The organism is Actinosynnema sp. CA-299493, from assembly GCF_050946825.1.
Taxonomy (GTDB): Bacteria; Actinomycetota; Actinomycetes; order Mycobacteriales; family Pseudonocardiaceae; genus Actinosynnema.
On sequence record NZ_CP191993.1, the window covers coordinates 8,775,501 to 8,791,952 of the forward strand.

Annotated in this window: 23 protein-coding genes; 4 read left to right on the plus strand and 19 right to left on the minus strand. The window is 69.5% G+C overall.

Annotated features, from left to right (window positions below; all coding sequences use genetic code 11):
* Nucleotides 1-80: 80 nt before the first annotated feature.
* The 4 genes from eccE to ACQPYE_RS37690 all read left to right on the plus strand — a co-directional run bounded on the left by eccE (nt 81) and on the right by ACQPYE_RS37690 (nt 4,420).
* Nucleotides 81-1,418, plus strand: coding sequence for a type VII secretion protein EccE (gene eccE, locus ACQPYE_RS37675; RefSeq protein ID WP_498717882.1), 1,338 nt, complete (start codon nt 81-83; stop codon nt 1,416-1,418).
* 65 nt (nt 1,419-1,483) lie between these two features.
* A complete protein-coding gene (locus ACQPYE_RS37680; protein ID WP_238598838.1) occupies nt 1,484-2,137 on the plus strand; it encodes a hypothetical protein in 654 nt (217 codons plus the stop codon).
* A gap of 248 nt (nt 2,138-2,385) precedes the next feature.
* Entirely contained in the window at nt 2,386-3,948 is a 1,563-nt protein-coding gene (locus tag ACQPYE_RS37685) for a S8 family peptidase (protein WP_498717883.1), read from the plus strand.
* A 232-nt stretch (nt 3,949-4,180) separates the two neighbouring features.
* Nucleotides 4,181-4,420, plus strand: a complete 240-nt coding sequence (locus tag ACQPYE_RS37690; RefSeq protein WP_498717884.1) for a hypothetical protein — start codon at nt 4,181-4,183, stop codon at nt 4,418-4,420.
* Here ACQPYE_RS37690 and truA read toward each other — a convergent pair.
* The 19 genes from truA to rplF form a co-directional block, all read right to left on the minus strand.
* Nucleotides 4,359-5,177 (minus strand): tRNA pseudouridine(38-40) synthase TruA, encoded by an 819-nt coding sequence (gene truA, locus ACQPYE_RS37695; protein ID WP_498717885.1) that lies wholly within the window; start codon nt 5,175-5,177, stop codon nt 4,359-4,361. The genes ACQPYE_RS37690 and truA overlap by 62 nt on opposite strands.
* 59 nt (nt 5,178-5,236) lie before the next feature.
* Nucleotides 5,237-5,818 carry a 50S ribosomal protein L17 gene (gene rplQ / locus ACQPYE_RS37700; protein WP_498717886.1) on the minus strand — a complete coding sequence of 194 codons (582 nt, stop codon included), beginning with the start codon at nt 5,816-5,818 and terminating at the stop codon, nt 5,237-5,239.
* Nucleotides 5,819-5,876: 58 nt separating this feature from the next.
* Nucleotides 5,877-6,929: a DNA-directed RNA polymerase subunit alpha gene (locus tag ACQPYE_RS37705; protein ID WP_123745287.1), complete on the minus strand. Its 1,053-nt coding sequence runs from the start codon at nt 6,927-6,929 to the stop codon at nt 5,877-5,879.
* Between the two features lie 142 nt (nt 6,930-7,071).
* Nucleotides 7,072-7,677 carry a 30S ribosomal protein S4 gene (gene rpsD, locus ACQPYE_RS37710; RefSeq protein ID WP_498717887.1) on the minus strand — a complete coding sequence of 202 codons (606 nt, stop codon included), beginning with the start codon at nt 7,675-7,677 and terminating at the stop codon, nt 7,072-7,074.
* A gap of 23 nt (nt 7,678-7,700) precedes the next feature.
* Nucleotides 7,701-8,108: a 30S ribosomal protein S11 gene (gene rpsK / locus ACQPYE_RS37715; protein WP_015105236.1), complete on the minus strand. Its 408-nt coding sequence runs from the start codon at nt 8,106-8,108 to the stop codon at nt 7,701-7,703.
* Between the two features lie 35 nt (nt 8,109-8,143).
* Nucleotides 8,144-8,524 (minus strand): 30S ribosomal protein S13, encoded by a 381-nt coding sequence (gene rpsM, locus ACQPYE_RS37720; RefSeq protein ID WP_498717888.1) that lies wholly within the window; start codon nt 8,522-8,524, stop codon nt 8,144-8,146.
* A gap of 221 nt (nt 8,525-8,745) precedes the next feature.
* The gene (rpmJ, locus tag ACQPYE_RS37725; protein WP_010148647.1) at nt 8,746-8,859 is read right to left on the minus strand and encodes a 50S ribosomal protein L36; all 114 of its coding nucleotides are present in this window, start codon (nt 8,857-8,859) and stop codon (nt 8,746-8,748) included.
* 53 nt (nt 8,860-8,912) lie between these two features.
* Nucleotides 8,913-9,134: a translation initiation factor IF-1 gene (gene infA, locus ACQPYE_RS37730; RefSeq protein WP_005166804.1), complete on the minus strand. Its 222-nt coding sequence runs from the start codon at nt 9,132-9,134 to the stop codon at nt 8,913-8,915.
* Between the two features lie 160 nt (nt 9,135-9,294).
* Nucleotides 9,295-9,831: a DUF1707 SHOCT-like domain-containing protein gene (locus tag ACQPYE_RS37735; protein ID WP_498717889.1), complete on the minus strand. Its 537-nt coding sequence runs from the start codon at nt 9,829-9,831 to the stop codon at nt 9,295-9,297.
* A 43-nt stretch (nt 9,832-9,874) separates the two neighbouring features.
* Complete coding sequence (locus tag ACQPYE_RS37740; RefSeq protein ID WP_498717890.1) at nt 9,875-10,318, minus strand: DUF1707 SHOCT-like domain-containing protein; 444 nt, start codon at nt 10,316-10,318, stop codon at nt 9,875-9,877.
* A gap of 388 nt (nt 10,319-10,706) precedes the next feature.
* Complete coding sequence (gene map / locus ACQPYE_RS37745; RefSeq protein WP_498717891.1) at nt 10,707-11,480, minus strand: type I methionyl aminopeptidase; 774 nt, start codon at nt 11,478-11,480, stop codon at nt 10,707-10,709.
* A 50-nt stretch (nt 11,481-11,530) separates the two neighbouring features.
* On the minus strand, nt 11,531-12,082 hold the full coding sequence (locus ACQPYE_RS37750) for an adenylate kinase (RefSeq protein WP_498717892.1): 552 nt from the start codon (nt 12,080-12,082) through the stop codon (nt 11,531-11,533).
* Entirely contained in the window at nt 12,082-13,392 is a 1,311-nt protein-coding gene (gene secY / locus ACQPYE_RS37755) for a preprotein translocase subunit SecY (protein WP_123748288.1), read from the minus strand. Before secY ends, ACQPYE_RS37750 begins: the two co-directional genes overlap by 1 nt.
* A gap of 253 nt (nt 13,393-13,645) precedes the next feature.
* Nucleotides 13,646-13,900 (minus strand): hypothetical protein, encoded by a 255-nt coding sequence (locus tag ACQPYE_RS37760; protein WP_498717893.1) that lies wholly within the window; start codon nt 13,898-13,900, stop codon nt 13,646-13,648.
* 337 nt (nt 13,901-14,237) lie between these two features.
* Entirely contained in the window at nt 14,238-14,681 is a 444-nt protein-coding gene (gene rplO / locus ACQPYE_RS37765) for a 50S ribosomal protein L15 (protein ID WP_498717894.1), read from the minus strand.
* Nucleotides 14,678-14,863 (minus strand): 50S ribosomal protein L30, encoded by a 186-nt coding sequence (rpmD, locus tag ACQPYE_RS37770; protein ID WP_498717895.1) that lies wholly within the window; start codon nt 14,861-14,863, stop codon nt 14,678-14,680. The genes rplO and rpmD overlap by 4 nt, the downstream gene beginning before the upstream one ends.
* Nucleotides 14,864-14,865: 2 nt before the next feature.
* Nucleotides 14,866-15,471, minus strand: coding sequence for a 30S ribosomal protein S5 (gene rpsE, locus ACQPYE_RS37775; RefSeq protein ID WP_184925483.1), 606 nt, complete (start codon nt 15,469-15,471; stop codon nt 14,866-14,868).
* 34 nt (nt 15,472-15,505) lie between these two features.
* Nucleotides 15,506-15,904: a 50S ribosomal protein L18 gene (gene rplR, locus ACQPYE_RS37780; RefSeq protein ID WP_498717896.1), complete on the minus strand. Its 399-nt coding sequence runs from the start codon at nt 15,902-15,904 to the stop codon at nt 15,506-15,508.
* A gap of 1 nt (nt 15,905) precedes the next feature.
* Complete coding sequence (gene rplF, locus ACQPYE_RS37785) at nt 15,906-16,445, minus strand: 50S ribosomal protein L6 (protein WP_498717897.1); 540 nt, start codon at nt 16,443-16,445, stop codon at nt 15,906-15,908.
* Nucleotides 16,446-16,452 lie beyond the last annotated feature (7 nt).

The window sequence follows — 16,452 nt, forward strand, 5'->3', positions numbered from 1 at the left end:
CGGCGGGTGGTCCGTGTGCGGGTTGGTCAGACCCGGTCGGCCCCACCCGGCGCACGCCGACGGAAAGAGAACCAGAGCGGATGTCCGTGACCACCCCACATCCGGGCCAGCCCAACCCCGCCGTGGCACGCGCGCAGGCAGCGGGCGGCGCCGTGCGCGCCGCGCTGCTCCGGGCGCGTCGCCGCACCGCGGGCGCGAGCCTGGGCTCCCTGCCGGTCGCCAACCTGGTCGTGCTCGAGGTCGGCGTCGCCATCGGCCTGGTCCTGCTGGCCGTCGGCGCCACCGGTGACACCGTCGCCCCCGCGCCCATGTACGTCGCGGGCGGCATCGTGCTGATCGCGTTGATCATCGCGTTCACCAGGTCGCGGGGTCGCTGGCTGACCCAGTGGATCGGCCTGGTGGTGCGCTACAGCTTCCGCTCGCACGGCCGCACGGCCAAGCGCACCGGCCCGGCGGAGATGAAGCCGCCGTCGGAGGAGGAGTCCTCGGTCATCGGCCCGGACGACCCGCGCGTGGCGTTGCTGCGCCTCGCGGTGCCAGACCTGGTGGTGGCCCGGGGGGTCGACCACGAGCGCCGCCCGCTGGGCATGGCCTGGCACCAGGGCGCGTGGACCGCGGTGCTGCTGGTCGACCCGGCGCCGGGTCTGATCACCGCCGTGGGCAGCGCGCCGTCGTTGCCGCTGGGCGCGCTCGCGCCGACGTTGGAGGACCGCGGTGTGGTGCTCGACGCGATCTCGGTGATCTGGCACTGCTACCCGGGCAGCGCGGCGCTGCCGTCGAACTCGCCCGCCCTCAGCTCGTACATGGAGGTGCTCGGCCCGCTGCCCGCGGCGGCCCGCCGGACCACGTGGATCGCGGTGCGGCTGGACCCGCGCCGGTGCGCGGCGGCGATCCGGGAACGCGGCGGCGGCGTCGTCGGCGCGCACCGGGCGCTGATCGGCGCGCTGTCCCGCGTGCGCAACGCGTTGGAGTCGACGGGTGTGTCGATCCGGCCGCTCGACCCCGACGAGCTGATCCGCGCGGGCATCTCGGCGGCCGAGCTGACCTCGGTGGCCGGGTCGAACAACTCGGTGTCGTTGCGGGAGAAGTGGTCCGGTGTGACGGCGGGCGGCGTCGGCCACGCCAGCTACGCGATCACCGGCTGGCCCTCCAAGGGCATGCGCAACAACCTGAACGCGCTGACCGGTGTCCGCGCCCTGTCCTCCACGCTGTCCATGACGATCTCGCCCAGCAGCGAGCAGGGTCAGGTCGGGCTGCGCGGCATGGTGCGGGTCAGCGCGCGCACGCCCACCGAGCTGAACCGCGCCGACGACCGGCTCAAGGCGCTGGCCGACAAGCTCGACATCACGCTGACCCCGTTGAACGGCCTGCAGGTCGCCGGGCTGGCCGCGACGCTGCCGCTCGGAGGTGTGGCGTGAGCAACTCCCGCTTGCTGGACTCGCAGAGCAAGGGCGTGGCGCCGGAGTTCCTGGTGTCGCCGCAGATGCTGGACGTGGTGAGCCCGTCCGGCGACCGCGGCGGCATGGTGCTCGGCTCGGGCCTCCAGGGCGAGCCGTTGACGATCTCGGTGCTGCGGTCCGCGCCCACCCGCATGGTCGTGGTCGGCGGGCTGTACCTGGCCCGGCAGATCGCGTTGCGGGCGATGGCGACGGGCGCGTGGATCACCATCGCGACGGGTCGCCCGGCGGCCTGGCAGCCGGTGGTGCGCGCGGCGGGCGCGGGCGCGGACGGCCGCCCCTCGCCGCTGGTGCAGCTGCGCCGGCTGAGCCCGGTCGAGCTGCCGCGCCCGTCGGAGGACAGCCCGCTGCTGGTCGTGCACGACGGCGGCCACGTGCCGCAGGAGCTGTTCCCGCCGCGGTCGCCGTGGCAGACCACGATGTACGTGCTGCCCTATTTGCACCCCCAGGCGGCGACCACCGCGAATTCCGCGGACCTCGTGCTGCTGCAACGGCTGCCGGTCGGGCAGGCCCAGCTGGCGTCGCAGATCTGGCGGCTGCCGCCGCAGATGGCGCACCAGCTCACCACGCTCAAGGACGACCAGGTGATCGCGCTCGGCACGAACCTGTGGCGGCCGTTGCGACTGGTCACCACCCCCGGTGAGCAGCAGATCCTCGGTGCGGTCCGCCGCGGCGACTGACCCGCGCGCAACACCCCCGTGCCCCCGGACGATTGTCCGGGGGCATATTTCTTGAGCGGGGTCCAGTGACTCTCCGCATCGATTCGTTCACAGCACGAATAAAACTGTGTACGAGCCGTTCGTCGGTTATTGCGGGCAAATTCTTGCGCCCCACCCGCGAGGCGAACTAGGAACAACCCACCGTGTCCGGTCGGTCTCGGGGGCGACACCGGCCGGACACCCACCCTGCGAAGAGGAGACCCCCTGCCATGGGAGACGTTCGCTCGTCCTGGACGAGACGGTTGGCCGGTGTCGGGCTGGCCACGGGCACGGCGTTCGCGGTCACGGCCGCGCTGACCACCTTCACCTCCGCCGCCGCCGAGGGCCAGATCATCGGGGTCGCCGCGCCCAACGCGGTCAAGGACAGCTACATCGTCGTGCTCAAGGACGTGAGCACGAGCAGCGTCGCCGCGTTGAGCGACAAGTACCGGGCGAACGTCAAGCACACGTACACGAGCGCGCTGCGCGGCTTCTCGGCGACGATGACCGAGTTGCAGGCCCGCAAGCTGGCCGCCGACCCGTCGGTGGCCTACGTGCAGCAGGACGGCGAGGTGTCGATCTCCGCCACGCAGGCACCGACCCCGTCGTGGGGCCTGGACCGGATCGACCAGGCCGCGCTGCCGCTGGACAACTCCTACACCTACCCGAACGAGGGTGAGGGCGTCACCGCCTACATCATCGACACGGGCATCCGGTTCTCGCACAGCGACTTCGGCGGGCGCGCCGTGACCGGTCGCGACACCGTCGACAACGACGCCGACGCCACCGACTGCAACGGCCACGGCACGCACGTCGCGGGCACGGTCGGCGGCACGAAGCACGGCATGGCGAAGAAGGCCAAGCTGGTCGGCGTGCGGGTGCTGAACTGCGCGGGCTCCGGCACGTACGCGGGCGTCATCGCGGGCATCGACTGGGTGACGGCGAACGCGGTCAAGCCGGCGGTCGCGAACATGTCGCTCGGCGGCGGCGCGGACGCCACGGTCGACCAGGCCGTGCGCAACTCCATCGCGTCGGGCGTGACCTACGGCCTCGCGGCGGGCAACGAGAACGGCGCGAACGCGTGCAACGTGACGCCGGCGCGCACGCTGGAGGCGATCACGGTCGGCTCCACGACCAACACCGACGCCCGGTCGTCGTTCTCGAACATCGGCACCTGCCTGGACATCTTCGCGCCGGGCTCGAACATCACCTCGGCCTGGTACAGCAACGACACGGCCACCAACACGATCAGCGGCACGTCCATGGCGACGCCGCACGTCGTCGGCGCGGCGGCCGTCTACCTGGCCGCGAACCCGACCGCGACGCCGGCGCAGGTGCGTGACGCCCTGGTCAACGGCGCGACGAACGGCGTGGTCGGCAACCCGGGCACCGGTTCGCCGAACAAGCTGCTGCGCCTGGTCGGCACGTCCACCCCGCCGCCCGGCGGCTGCCCGGCCAAGACCAACGCGACCGACGTGGCCGTGCCGGACCTGGGCACCGCGTCCAGCCCGATCGCGGTGACGGACTGCGGCGGCAAGGCCGGCGCGTCGGCCACCGTCGAGGTGCACGTCAAGCACACGTACCGGGGCGACGTGGTGGTCGACCTGATCACGCCGAGCGGCGCGGTCAAGCAGCTGAAGGTGCAGTCCGGTTCGGACAGCGCGGACAACGTCGACGCCACGTACACGGTGAACCTGTCGGCGGAGAACGCCAACGGCACCTGGCAGCTGCGCGTGCGTGACGCGTACAGCCAGGACACCGGCTACATCGACAGCTGGACCCTCGACCTGTAACCGGTCCACCCGCACCACCCGCACCACAGCGGCCCCTCACCACTCCCCCCGGTGAGGGGCCGCTCCGCGCCGCCACCGCTGTTCAACGTGGTCCTGGGCACCGAGTGGTACGTCGAGCGCAAACGATTGCGGGGCCGGTGAAGCCGTGAAGAGGTCCCTGCGCGTCACCGCGTCACCGCGTCACCGCGTCGCTGGCGTCACTCGGCCTGGCGGCGTGGCTGGTGGTCGCGCGGTGAGCAGGCTGCTCACGCTGGCTGTGGTCACGTCCGGCGGCGTCGGTGTCACCGAGAACGGCACCATCGCGCTGCTGATCGGCCTGGGCACGCCCGCCGCGCCGGCCGTCGCGGGCGTGCTGCTGTTCGCGTTCTTCACGTACCTGGCGGAGATACCGCTGGGCGTCGTGGCCTGGCTCAACTGGTCGGCACGCCGGGTGAACTCGCCGAACTCACCGAACCGCGCACGTTCCGCGTGACGGCGGCCCGCGCGGCGAGCTCGTCGTCGGCCGGGTAGTCGACCCGGACCAGCGACAGCCCGTGCGGCGGCGCGACCGTGACCTCGCTCGACCGCGCGGTCAGCGACAGCAGCGACGCGGGCCAGCCCACCGGCTTGCGCCCCTCGCCCACGGCCAGCAGCGCGCCGACCAGGCTGCGGACCATCGAGTGGCAGAACGCGTCCGCGGACACGTGCGCGGTCAGCACAGTGCCGTCCCGCACCCACTCCAGGCGTTGCAGCTCGCGGATCGTCGTCGCGCCCTCGCGCCGCTTGCAGAACGCGCAGAAGTCCCGCTCGCCCAACAACAACCGCGACGCGGTGTTCAACGCGTCCAGGTCCAGCGGGCGCGGCCAGGCCAACGTGTCCAGCCGGCGCAACGGGTGCGCCCCGAACGCGGCGTCGGTGACCCGGTACTCGTAGTGCCGGCGCAGCGCGGCGAACCGGGCGTCGAACTCGGCGGGCGCCACCCGCGCCGAGAACACCCGGACGTCAGCCGGCAGCGCGCGGGCCAGGCGCTTCGGCAGGCCCGCGACGTCCACCGCCGCCGGCAGGTCGACGTGCGCCACCTGCCCCGACGCGTGCACGCCCGCGTCCGTGCGACCGGCCACGGTCAGCTGCACGTCCTCGCGCAGCACCTTCGACAGGGTGTCCTCCAGGACACCGCACACCGTGCGGCGGTCGGGCTGCCGCGCCCACCCGGAGAACTCCGTGCCGTCGTAGGCCAGGTCGAGTCGCACACGAACGAGCCCGTCGTCCCCAGCGGGGACGACGGGCTCGTCGGTGAAGTGCGCGTCCGTCAGGACCCGTCCTTCTTGTCCTCGGCCTTCGGGGCCTCCGCGGCCTCGTCCGAAGCGCCCTCGGCGGGCTCCTCGGCGGCGTCCTTCGTGGCGGACTCGGGCGCGTCGGCGTCCTGGTCCTGCGCTTCCGCGTCGACCTCGGTCTCCTCGGTCGTGGCGGCCTTCGGCGCCTCGTCCTTGGCGAACTTGGTCTTGCGGGCGCGCTCCGCCTCGGAGGTGACGGTGGACTCCGCGATCAGCTCGATCACGGCCATGGGGGCGTTGTCGCCCTTGCGCGGCATCGTCTTGGTGATGCGGGTGTAGCCACCGGGGCGGTCGGCGAACTGCGGGCCGATCTCGGCGAACAGCTTGTGCACGATGTCCTTGTCGCGGATCACCTTGAGGATCTCGCGACGGTTGTGCAGGTCACCGACCTTCGCCTTGCTGATCAGCTTCTCGGCGTACGGGCGCAGCCGCTTCGCCTTGGCCTCGGTGGTCGTGATCCGACCGTGGGTGAACAGGGACGTGGCCAGGTTGGCCAGCATCAGCCGCTCGTGGGCCGGCGAGCCCCCGAGACGGGGTCCCTTGGTGGGGGTGGGCATCGAATTGCTCCTCGGATTTCTTTCTGATCCTCTGCTCCGGCCCGGCCGCTAAGCGACCTCAGAGCTGCTCGGTCTCCGCGTAGTCCTGGCCGTCGTCGTGGGTGTCCACGGCGGTGTCCGTGCCCCAGCCTTCGGCGGGGTAGTCGGACGCGGCGGCCGACGGGTCGAACCCGGGGGGGCTGTCCTTCAGCGCGAGGCCGAGACCGACGAGCTTCATCTTGACCTCGTCGATCGACTTCGCACCGAAGTTGCGGATGTCCAGCAGGTCCGCCTCGCTGCGCGAGACGAGCTCGCCCACGGTGTGGATGCCCTCGCGCTTGAGGCAGTTGTAGGACCGGACGGTGAGGTCCAGGTCCTCGATCGGCATCGCGAACGCCGCGATGGTGTCCGCCTCGGCGGGCGAGGGGCCGATCTCGATGCCCTCGGCGTCGACGTTCAGCTCGCGAGCGAGACCGAACAGCTCGACCAGCGTCTTACCGGCCGACGCGACGGCGTCGCGCGGCGTGATGGACGGCTTGGTCTCGACGTCGAGGATCAGCTTGTCGAAGTCGGTCCGCTGCTCGACACGGGTGGCCTCGACCTTGTAGGTCACCTTCATGACGGGCGAGTAGATCGAGTCGACCGGAATGCGGCCGATCTCGGCGCCGGCCTGCTTGTTCTGCACGGCGGGGACGTAACCGCGACCGCGCTCGACCACGAGCTCGATCTCCAGCTTGCCCTTGCCGTTCAGGGTGGCGATGTGCAGGTCGGGGTTGTGCACGGTGACACCGGCCGGAGGCACGATGTCGCCCGCGGTCACCGCGCCCGGCCCCTGCTTGCGCAGGTACATGGTCACCGGCTCGTCCTCCTCGGAGCTGACGACCAGCTCCTTGAGGTTGAGGATGATGTCGGTGACGTCTTCCTTCACACCGGGGACGGTCGTGAACTCGTGCAGCACACCGTCGATGCGGATGCTGGTCACGGCCGCGCCGGGGATGGACGACAGCAGGGTGCGGCGAATCGAGTTGCCGAGGGTGTAGCCGAAGCCCGGCTCCAGCGGCTCGATGACGAACCGGGAGCGGGTCTCGTTGACCGCTTCCTCGCTGAGCGAGGGACGCTGGGAAATCAGCACTGGGTTCTTCCCTTCTCACCCCGACGCCCGCTATTTGACGTCGTGGAAGCCGGTCGCGGAGACCGGCAAACGCATGCGGCACACCATTTCGCGCCGCCGCGGGACCCGACTGGAGGGGCCGCGGACGGCCCCTCCAGGAGGATCACTTCGAGTAGAGCTCGACGATGAGCTGCTCGGTGACGGGCGTGTCGATCTGCGCCCGCTCCGGCAGCTGGTGGACCAGGATGCGCAGGTTGCTCTGCACGACCTGGAGCCACGCCGGGATCGGCCGGTCGCCGAAGGAAGCACGCGCGGCCTCGAAGGGCAGCGTGGGCAGCGACTTCGGCTTCACGTCGATGATGTCGAACTTCGACACCCGGAAGCTCGGGATGTTGACCTTCTGGCCGTTCACGATGAAGTGACCGTGGCTGACCAGCTGGCGGGACTGACGACGGGTGCGCGCGAGACCCGCGCGGTACACCACGTTGTCGAGCCGGGACTCGAGGATCTGCAGCAGGTTCTCACCGGTCTTGCCGGGACGACGAACCGCTTCCTCGTAGTAGCGCCGGAACTGCTTCTCCAGGACGCCGTACGTGTAGCGGGCCTTCTGCTTCTCCTGGAGCTGGAGCAGGTACTCCGACTCCTTGATCCGACCGCGGCCGTGCTGGCCGGGCGGGTAAGGACGACGCTCGAACGCCTGGTCCCCGCCGACGAGGTCGACCTTGAGACGGCGCGAGATGCGAGTGGCCGGTCCGGTATAGCGAGCCATAGTGTCTTACTCCTCCCCGTGCCTCAGACCCGGCGCCGCTTGGGCGGGCGGCAGCCGTTGTGGGGCTGCGGGGTCACGTCCTGGATGGTGCCGACCTCGAGGCCGGCTGCCTGCAGCGAACGGATCGCGGTCTCGCGGCCGGAGCCGGGACCCTTCACGAACACGTCCACCTTGCGCATGCCGTGCTCGGCGGCCTTGCGGGCGGCGTTCTCGGCGGCCATCTGCGCCGCGAACGGCGTCGACTTCCGCGAGCCCTTGAAGCCCACGTGGCCGGCGGACGCCCAGCTGATCACGTTGCCCAGCGGGTCCGTGATGGACACGATGGTGTTGTTGAACGTGCTCTTGATGTGCGCCTGGCCGTGCGAGACGTTCTTCTTTTCCTTGCGCCGGACTTTCTTGACCCCGGCGCCCGTGCGGGACTTGGGTGGCATGTCTGGGTGAACTCCTACTTGCTAGAGACGCGAGGTTACTTCTTGCCGGCCTTCTTCTTGCCCGCCACGGTCTTCTTCGGACCCTTACGAGTGCGCGCGTTCGTCTTGGTGCGCTGCCCGCGGACGGGCAGGTTGCGACGGTGGCGCAGGCCCTGGTAGGTGCCGATTTCCATCTTGCGGCGGATGTCGGCCTGAACCTCGCGGCGGAGGTCACCCTCGACCTTGAAGTTGTTCTCGATGTATTCCCGCAGCTTCGCCAGGTCGGTGTCGCCGAGGTCCTTGACCCGGAGGTCGGGGGACAGCTCGGTGGCGGTCAGCACTTCCTTGGACCGCGTGCGACCGATGCCGAAGATGTAGGTCAGCGCGATCTCCAACCGCTTTTCGCGGGGGAGGTCTACGCCAGCGAGTCGTGCCATACGGCGCTTGCTCCTAACAGTGGTGTCGCTCCAGGTCTGCTCCTCGCCCGATTCCGGGACTGACTCGCTGTGTCAGTACCGATCGCTTTCGCGACCGGTGTCCCGGCCCCGGCCTGGAGTCCGGGGGTGTGTCCACCGGGAGATCCCGGTGGGACAGGTGCGAGGAGGCTTACTCGTGGTCGCGTCCGGTGAAGACCCGACTCGTGCTGGTAGTGCTCCGCTCAGCCCTGGCGCTGCTTGTGGCGCAGGTTCTCGCAGATCACCATGACCCGGCCGTGACGGCGGATCACCTTGCACTTGTCGCAGATCTTCTTGACGCTCGGCTGGACCTTCACGCCTGAGCTTCTCCTGCGTCAGCCGACGTGCCCGTGCTGGGGCGCGTCGGAGGTCACTTGTAGCGGTAGACGATGCGCCCGCGGGACAGGTCGTAGGGCGAGAGCTCCACGACAACCCGGTCCTCAGGGAGGATGCGGATGTAGTGCTGACGCATCTTGCCGCTGATGTGTGCCAGGACCTTGTGACCGTTCTCCAGCTCGACGCGGAACATCGCGTTGGGGAGCGGTTCGACTACGCGGCCCTCGACCTCAATGGCCCCGTCCTTCTTGCCCATGTCCTCCGCGTTTCGTGACGGTGGGTGTTACTTCTGAAGTGGGGGCACGCGGCACCCCGACTCCTCCAGGCCCTTGCGAACCCTGGCCACCTCCGGGGAAGAATCCCCGGGCATGGCGGAACCGGCGCGACGTGTGCGCCACCCGTCCATAGTACGCGGGTCAGCCCGAACGCCCAAATCGGGCCTGGTGGCCGGCCAGCAGGACCAGTCCCCACGGTCCCGTGACCCAGATCCACCACGGGTAGACGGCCTCTCCCAGGGAGAGGCTGATGATGCCCCAGATGAGGAAGTTGACGGAGCTGGCGAAGAGCCAGGCACCTGCCACCACCTTAGCCGCCGTGCTCCAACGACGTCGCACCGGCGCTGCCCCGTAGGAGGGCACTTGGCCCGTCGAGGTCCGGTAGAACGACGCTTGTCGCGTCGGAGCCTGGTAGGACGAGCGGGAACGATCGGGTCCGCGGGATTCCCGGGGCAGGTCGGCGGTCAGCGCGCCGAGCTGGGCATACGTGCCCGCCTCGTAGACGGCACGGGTGCGCTCGTCCAACTCGGCCGAGGTCAACCTGCCCTCGGCGTGGGCGCGGGTCAGCACCTCGACCGTCGCGGCACGATCGTTGTCCACCGCCCGGGTGAAGGACTCGAACGACTCGGACCGCTCGGGCTGCTCCTGGGGCTCACGCGACTCGCGGTGCTCGTTCAAGTAGCCACCTCCCTCGCCGCCATGCTACTCACCCGTAACAGCGTTACCGTTGAGGGTCCGCACTCCACCAGAGGACCCCGAGGACGGCTCCCGGCGGCACCGCCACCCAGAGGAACCACGGGTGCACGAAGCCGTCGCCACCGAGCAGGCTGACGAGCAACCAGAGGGCGAAGTTCAGCGCGCTGACGCTCAACCAGATCGTGCCGAGCACCTTCAACGCCTTGCGCCCACCGCTCGTTCTCACCGGTTCGGGGGCCGGCAGCACCACCGACGTGATCTGGGCGGGCGTGTGGAACACGTTCGGCAGGTCGACGGTGAGGGCGGCCAGGTCACCCCTGGTCTTGGCCTCCCAGGTGCGCACCACCCGGGCGTCGAACTCGACGAGGTCGAGGCTGCCGTCGGAGTGCGCGCGGTGCAGCCACTGCTGGACCAGTTCGCGTTCGGCGTCGGAGGCCCGCATGTCCTCGGGCCGCACAGGCTGGGTCACCCGGTCAATGGTGGCGGAGAGACGGCGTCCGGAACATGGGGCTAACCCCCGTTGCCACTGCCGCAAGACTTTCTCACCAGAGGGGTTCGTGTCATCCCGCCGACCTGGCTTTGCCCTACCGCGCGTGTCAAGGGGGCGTGGTGAAGGCTTGCCCGCGGCGTCGACTGGGGGCGCCCCCTTGATACGTGTGGTAGCCCGGAGGGAGGTCGGTGGGATGGCACGCACCCCGGACCCACAACGGACCCGGCGCAGGATCGCCTGGTCGGGGTCATCCTGCTGATCTGCCCGTCCGGCGAGGACATGCTTTTATCTTTCACGCTCCAACGCCAAAACGCCGGCAGACCCGAGTACGGGCCCACCGGCGCAGGAATCAACCAGCCAGTTTCAGTCAGTCGTCCAGGGCAGTCAGCACCCAAGGCCCGTCATCGGTGATGGCCACCGAGTGCTCCCAGTGCGCCGCGCGCGAACCGTCGGTGGTGATGACGGTCCAGCCGTCTTCCAGTTCGAGGGTCCGCTCGGTCCCCAGGGTGAGCATCGGCTCGATCGCGATCGCCATGCCGGGCTTGAGGCGCGGCCCCTTGCCGGGCTTGCCGTGGTTCGGCAGGAACGGGTCCATGTGCATCTTCGTGCCGATGCCGTGGCCGCCGTAGCCCTCCACGATGCCGTACTCGATGCCGTGCCGCTCACCGGCCAGGATGGTGGCCGACTCGATCGCGAACGAGAGGTCGCTGAGCCGCGCGCCGGGCACGGCCGCCTCGATGCCGGCCAGCATGGACTCCCGGGTGGCCTCGGACAGCTTCAGCTCCGCGTCGGTCACCACGCCCACCGGCAGGGTGATCGCCGAGTCGCCGTGCCACCCGTCGAGGATGGCGCCGCAGTCGATCGAGATCAGGTCGCCCTCGGCGAGCACCTGGGTGCGGCTCGGGATGCCGTGGACCACCTGCTCGTTCACCGACGCGCAGATCGACGCGGGGAACCCGTGGTAGCCCTTGAACGACGGGATGGCGCCCGCGTCGCGGATGCTCTGCTCGGCCAGCTCGTCCAGCTCGGCCGTGCTGACGCCGGCCTTCGTGTGCGAGGCCAGCAGCGCCAAGGTGCGAGCCACGACCAGCCCGGCAGCCCTCATGGCTTCGAGCTGGTCGCGGCTCTTGATCTCGATCATGCGGTCCCGACCGGGGACGATCCGACGCAGCGCATCGACAAGTCCACCGCTCACTTCAGGTCGCGCAACGCGCGGAGGGCGCGCTCGCTGATCTCGTCGACCTCGCCGACCGCGTCGATGCTCACGACGATGTCGGCGTAGTAGTCGAGCAGCGGCGCGGTCTCCGTCCGGTACACCTGCTGGCGGTGCCGGATGACGTCTTCCTTGTCGTCCGTGCGCCCGCGGGCGAGCAGGCGCTCGACCACGACGTCCTCGTCGATCCGGAACTCGAGCACGGCGTCGAGCGCGTGGCCGTCCGTCGCCAGCATCTCGCCCAGCACGCCCGCCTGGGCGGTGTTGCGCGGGAAGCCGTCGAGCAGGAACCCGTTGGCGGCGTCCGGCTGCGAGAGCCGGACGCGCACCATCTCGTTGGTCACCTCGTCCGGCACCAACTCGCCCGAGTCCAGGTACTCCTGGACTTCCTTGCCCAGATCGGTCTGCTCGCTGATGTGGGCGCGGAACAGGTCCCCGGTGGAGATGTGCGGCACGCCGAGTTCACGGCTGAGCGTTGTGGCCTGGGTGCCCTTGCCCGCACCGGGCGGGCCGACGAGAACGAGTCGCACTAGCGGAGGAACCCTTCGTAGTTGCGCTGCATGAGCTGGCTCTCGATCTGCTTCACGGTGTCGAGGCCGACACCGACCATGATCAGCACCGCCGTGCCGCCGAACGGGAAGTTCTGGTTCTGGCCCTGACCGGTGAGGTCGAGGAACAGGTTCGGCAGGATGGCGACGATGCCCAGGTAGAGCGAGCCCGGCAGCGTGATCCGCCCCAACACGAAGCGGAGGTACTCGGCGGTGGGACGGCCCGGCCGGATGCCCGGGATGAACCCACCGAACTTCTTCATCTCGTCCGCACGCTCGTCCGGGTTGAACGTGATGCCGACGTAGAAGTACGTGAAGAAGACGATCAGGAGGAAGTAGAGCGCGATGTGCACCGGGCTGGACTGGCTCACCAGGTGCGTCGCGACGAAGCTCTCCCACCAGTTCGGCGCCCCGCCGTCGGTGGACGCGGTCAGGCGCGAGATCAGGTCGGGCAGGTACAGCAGCGACGAGGCGAAGATGACCGGGATGACGCCGGCCTGGTTCACCTTCAGCGGCAGGTAGGTCGACGTGCCGCCGTACATCCGGCGGCCGATCATCCGCTTCGCGTACTGGACCGGGATGCGGCGCTGCGCCTGCTCCACGTAGATGACGCTCGCGATGATCAGCAGTGCCGCGACGCAGACCAGGAAGAACGTCAGGCCGCCGCGGTCGAGGATGATCTTGCCCTCGATCGGGATGCGCGCCGCGATGCCGGTGAAGATCAGCAGCGACATGCCGTTGCCGATCCCCTTCTCGGTGATGATCTCACCGAGCCACATGATCACGCTGGTGCCCGCGGTCATCACGACCACGAGGACGGCCAGGTTGAAGATGCTGTCGTCGGGGATGACGGGCACGTCGCAGTTCTGGAACAGCTGCCCGCGCACGGCCAGGGCGATGATGCCCGTGGACTGGAGCACCGCCAGCGCGATGGTCAGGTAGCGGGTGTACTGGGTCAGCTTGCCCTGACCCGCCTGCCCTTCCTTCTTCAGCTGCTCGAACCGCGGAATCACCACGGTGAGCAGCTGGACGATGATGCTCGCCGTGATGTACGGCATGATGCCGAGTGCGAAGATCGACAAGTTCAGCAGCGCGCCACCGCTGAACAGGTTGATCAGGGAGTAGATCCCCTGCTGGTCGACCGACTCGACACACTGTTTGACGTTCTTGAAGGAGACGCCCGGCGCGGGCATGGTGGCGCCCAACCGGTACACCACGACGATCCCGAGTGTGAAGAGGATCTTCTTGCGTAGGTCCGGCGTCGCGAGAGCCGAGCGGAATGCGCCGAGCACGCGAACCTCCATCAGCGTTGCCGCCCCACTGGGGTCGGCATCCTGCGGTGCCGGCTGTGTTGCCGGCACAGTCTTGCGGACATGCCGTCGACCATCGCCGACGGTGGCGGAAGCGACGGGTAGCCGCGACCGACCCGGAGGGCATCCGGGTTCAGCCCGCGACTTTAACAGTCGCTTGGCCGATCGCCGTAGTCAGTCTTCCCTCACACTTCGTACCCGATCGACTACCGCTGCCGGCAAGCCCCCGAATGGATCAAGTTCGACTGGTCGCCGGCAGACCGGCCATGCCGAGCAGGACGGCCGCCGTGCCCTTGTCCAGCCGGGCCTTGGCGCGCCGGGTCAGCCCGGCCTTGGGGTTGGCGATCGCCACCAGGAACTCCTTGCGCAGCGGAGTGCCCTTCCCAACCGGCGTTTCGGCGCTCTCCTCGCTGGTCAGGGAGAAGGCCGCAAGACGGCCCAGGAGCGCCACCACGGCCCGCAACGGGCCGTGGTGGACCCCGTGGTGCATGCCCAGGAGGTTGTTGGCGCCGGGGTCAGTGCGACCAGGACCGAGGCGCCGAAGAAGACCGCGAGCCACATGGGTGCACGCCAACCCGGCCGACAACCGGGTTTACGCCCTGCGCGAACACCGTCTCATCAGCGCCGGGAACGCGTATCCCCCGGCGGGATTGCCTCCTATCCCCCCGGCGGGATGCCCCCTGTCCCCCCGGCGGGACGGCCCCCGGCGGACGGCCCACGCCGAGAGCCGGGACGGCCCGCGCGAGAGCCGGCAACCGTCAAAAACCCGGGCACGCGAACGGCCCCGGAGCGGGAGGCTCCGGGGCCGTTCGGCAGTGCGTCGTGCGTCAGAGCACGGTGGTGGTGCCACCGGCGGCGGCGATCTTCTCGACCGCGCTGCCGGAGAACTTGTTCGCCACGACGTCGAGCTTGACGCCGTCCAGGTCACCGTTGCCGAGGACCTTCACGAGCTCGTTCTTGCGCACCAGGCCCGCGGTGATGAGGGCGTCCACGTCCACCCGGCCACCCTTCGGGAACAGGCGGGCGAGGTCGCCCACGTTCACGACCTGGTACTCCGTGCGGAACGGGTTGCGGAAGCCCTTCAGCTTGGGCAGGCGCATGTGCAGCGGCATCTGGCCACCCTCGAAGCGCGGGGAAACGTTCTTCCGCGCTCCGGTGCCCTTCGTGCCGCGGCCCGCCGTCTTGCCCTTGGAGCCCTCACCGCGACCGACACGGGTCTTCGCGGTCTTGGCGCCGGGGGCCGGACGCAGGTCATGGATCTTGATGGTCACGACTGGACCTCCTCGACGACCACCAGGTGGCGCACGGTGTGGATCAAACCGCGCACCTGCGGCGTGTCCTCGCGGACCACCGACTGGCGGATCTTGCGCAGACCGAGGGTCCGGAGGGACTCACGGTGGTTGCGCTTGGTACCGATACCACTCTTGACCTGGGTCACCTTGAGCTCGGCCATGGTCACACCGCCCCTGCACGAGCACGGAGCATGCCGGCGGGAGCCACATCCTCGAGCGGCAGACCGCGACGGGCGGCCACCTCCTCGGGACGCTGGAGGCCCTTCAGCCCGGCCACGGTGGCGTGCACGATGTTGATGGCGTTGTCGCTGCCCAGCGACTTGCTCAGCACGTCGTGGATGCCGGCGCACTCCAGCACCGCGCGGACGGCGCCACCGGCGATGACACCGGTACCGGCCGAAGCCGGACGCAGCATCACCTCACCAGCGGCCTTCTTGCCCGTGATCGGGTGAGGGATCGTGCCGCCGATGCGGGGGACGCGGAAGAAGTTCTTCTTCGCCTCCTCCACACCCTTGGCGATCGCCGCCGGGACTTCCTTGGCCTTGCCGTAGCCGACACCGACCATGCCGTCGCCGTCGCCGACCACGACCAGCGCGGTGAAGCTGAAGCGACGACCACCCTTGACGACCTTGGAGACGCGGTTGATCGCGACCACGCGCTCCAGGTGCGGGGTCTTCTCCTGGGCCGCTCCGCCGCGGCCACCGTCACGGCGGTCGCGGCGCTCTCCGCGCTCGCCCCCGCCGCCTTCGCGACGCGTGCGTCCTGGCATCAGGCGTCCCTCTCAATTCGGTTCATGTGCATTGTCAGAACTCCAGCCCCGCCTCGCGAGCGGCATCGGCCAGAGCGGCGATCCGACCGTGGTAGGCGTTGCCGCCCCGGTCGAAGACCACCTTGCTGATCCCGGCGTCCTTGGCACGGGCGGCGGCCAGCTGGCCGACCTTCGCCGCACGGGCCTTCTTGTCGCCGTCGATCGACCGGACGTCCGCCTCGACGGAGGACGCCGCCGCGATGGTGTGGCCGGCCAGGTCGTCGATGATCTGCACGGTGATGTGCTTCGACGAACGGTGCACGACCAGGCGCGGGCGCTCCGCCGTGCCGCTGACCTTCTTGCGGAGGCGGAAGTGACGGCGCGTCTTGGCGATGCGGCGAGTGGTCGAGATGTCCTTGCCCACCGGCTTGCGCTTCGTTGCAGTCTCGCTCATGTCACTTACCCGTCTTTCCGACCTTGCGGCGGATCTTCTCACCCGAGTAGCGCACGCCCTTGCCCTTGTACGGGTCGGGCTTGCGCAGCTTGCGGATGTTCGCGGCGACCTCGCCGACGAGCTGCTTGTCGATGCCGGCCACGGAGAAGCGGGTCGGGGTCTCCACCGCGAAGGTGATGCCCTCGGGGGCCTCCACCTTCACCGGGTGGCTGTAGCCCAGCGCGAACTCCAGGTCGGAACCCTTCAGCGCCACGCGGTAACCGACGCCGTGGATTTCCATCTTCTTCTCGTAGCCCTGCGTGACGCCGACGACCATGTTCTGCACCAAGGTGCGCGACAGGCCGTGCAGCGAACGGCTGCGACGCTCGTCGTTCGGGCGCTTCACCTCAAGGGTGCCGTCGTCCGACTTCTCGATGATGATCGGCTCGGCGAGGTTCAGCGACAGGGCGCCCTTGGGGCCCTTGACGCTCACAGCCTGGCCGTCGATGTTCACGTCGACCCCGGAGGGGACGGTGATCGGCAGTTTTCCGATGCGCGACATTGCCTAG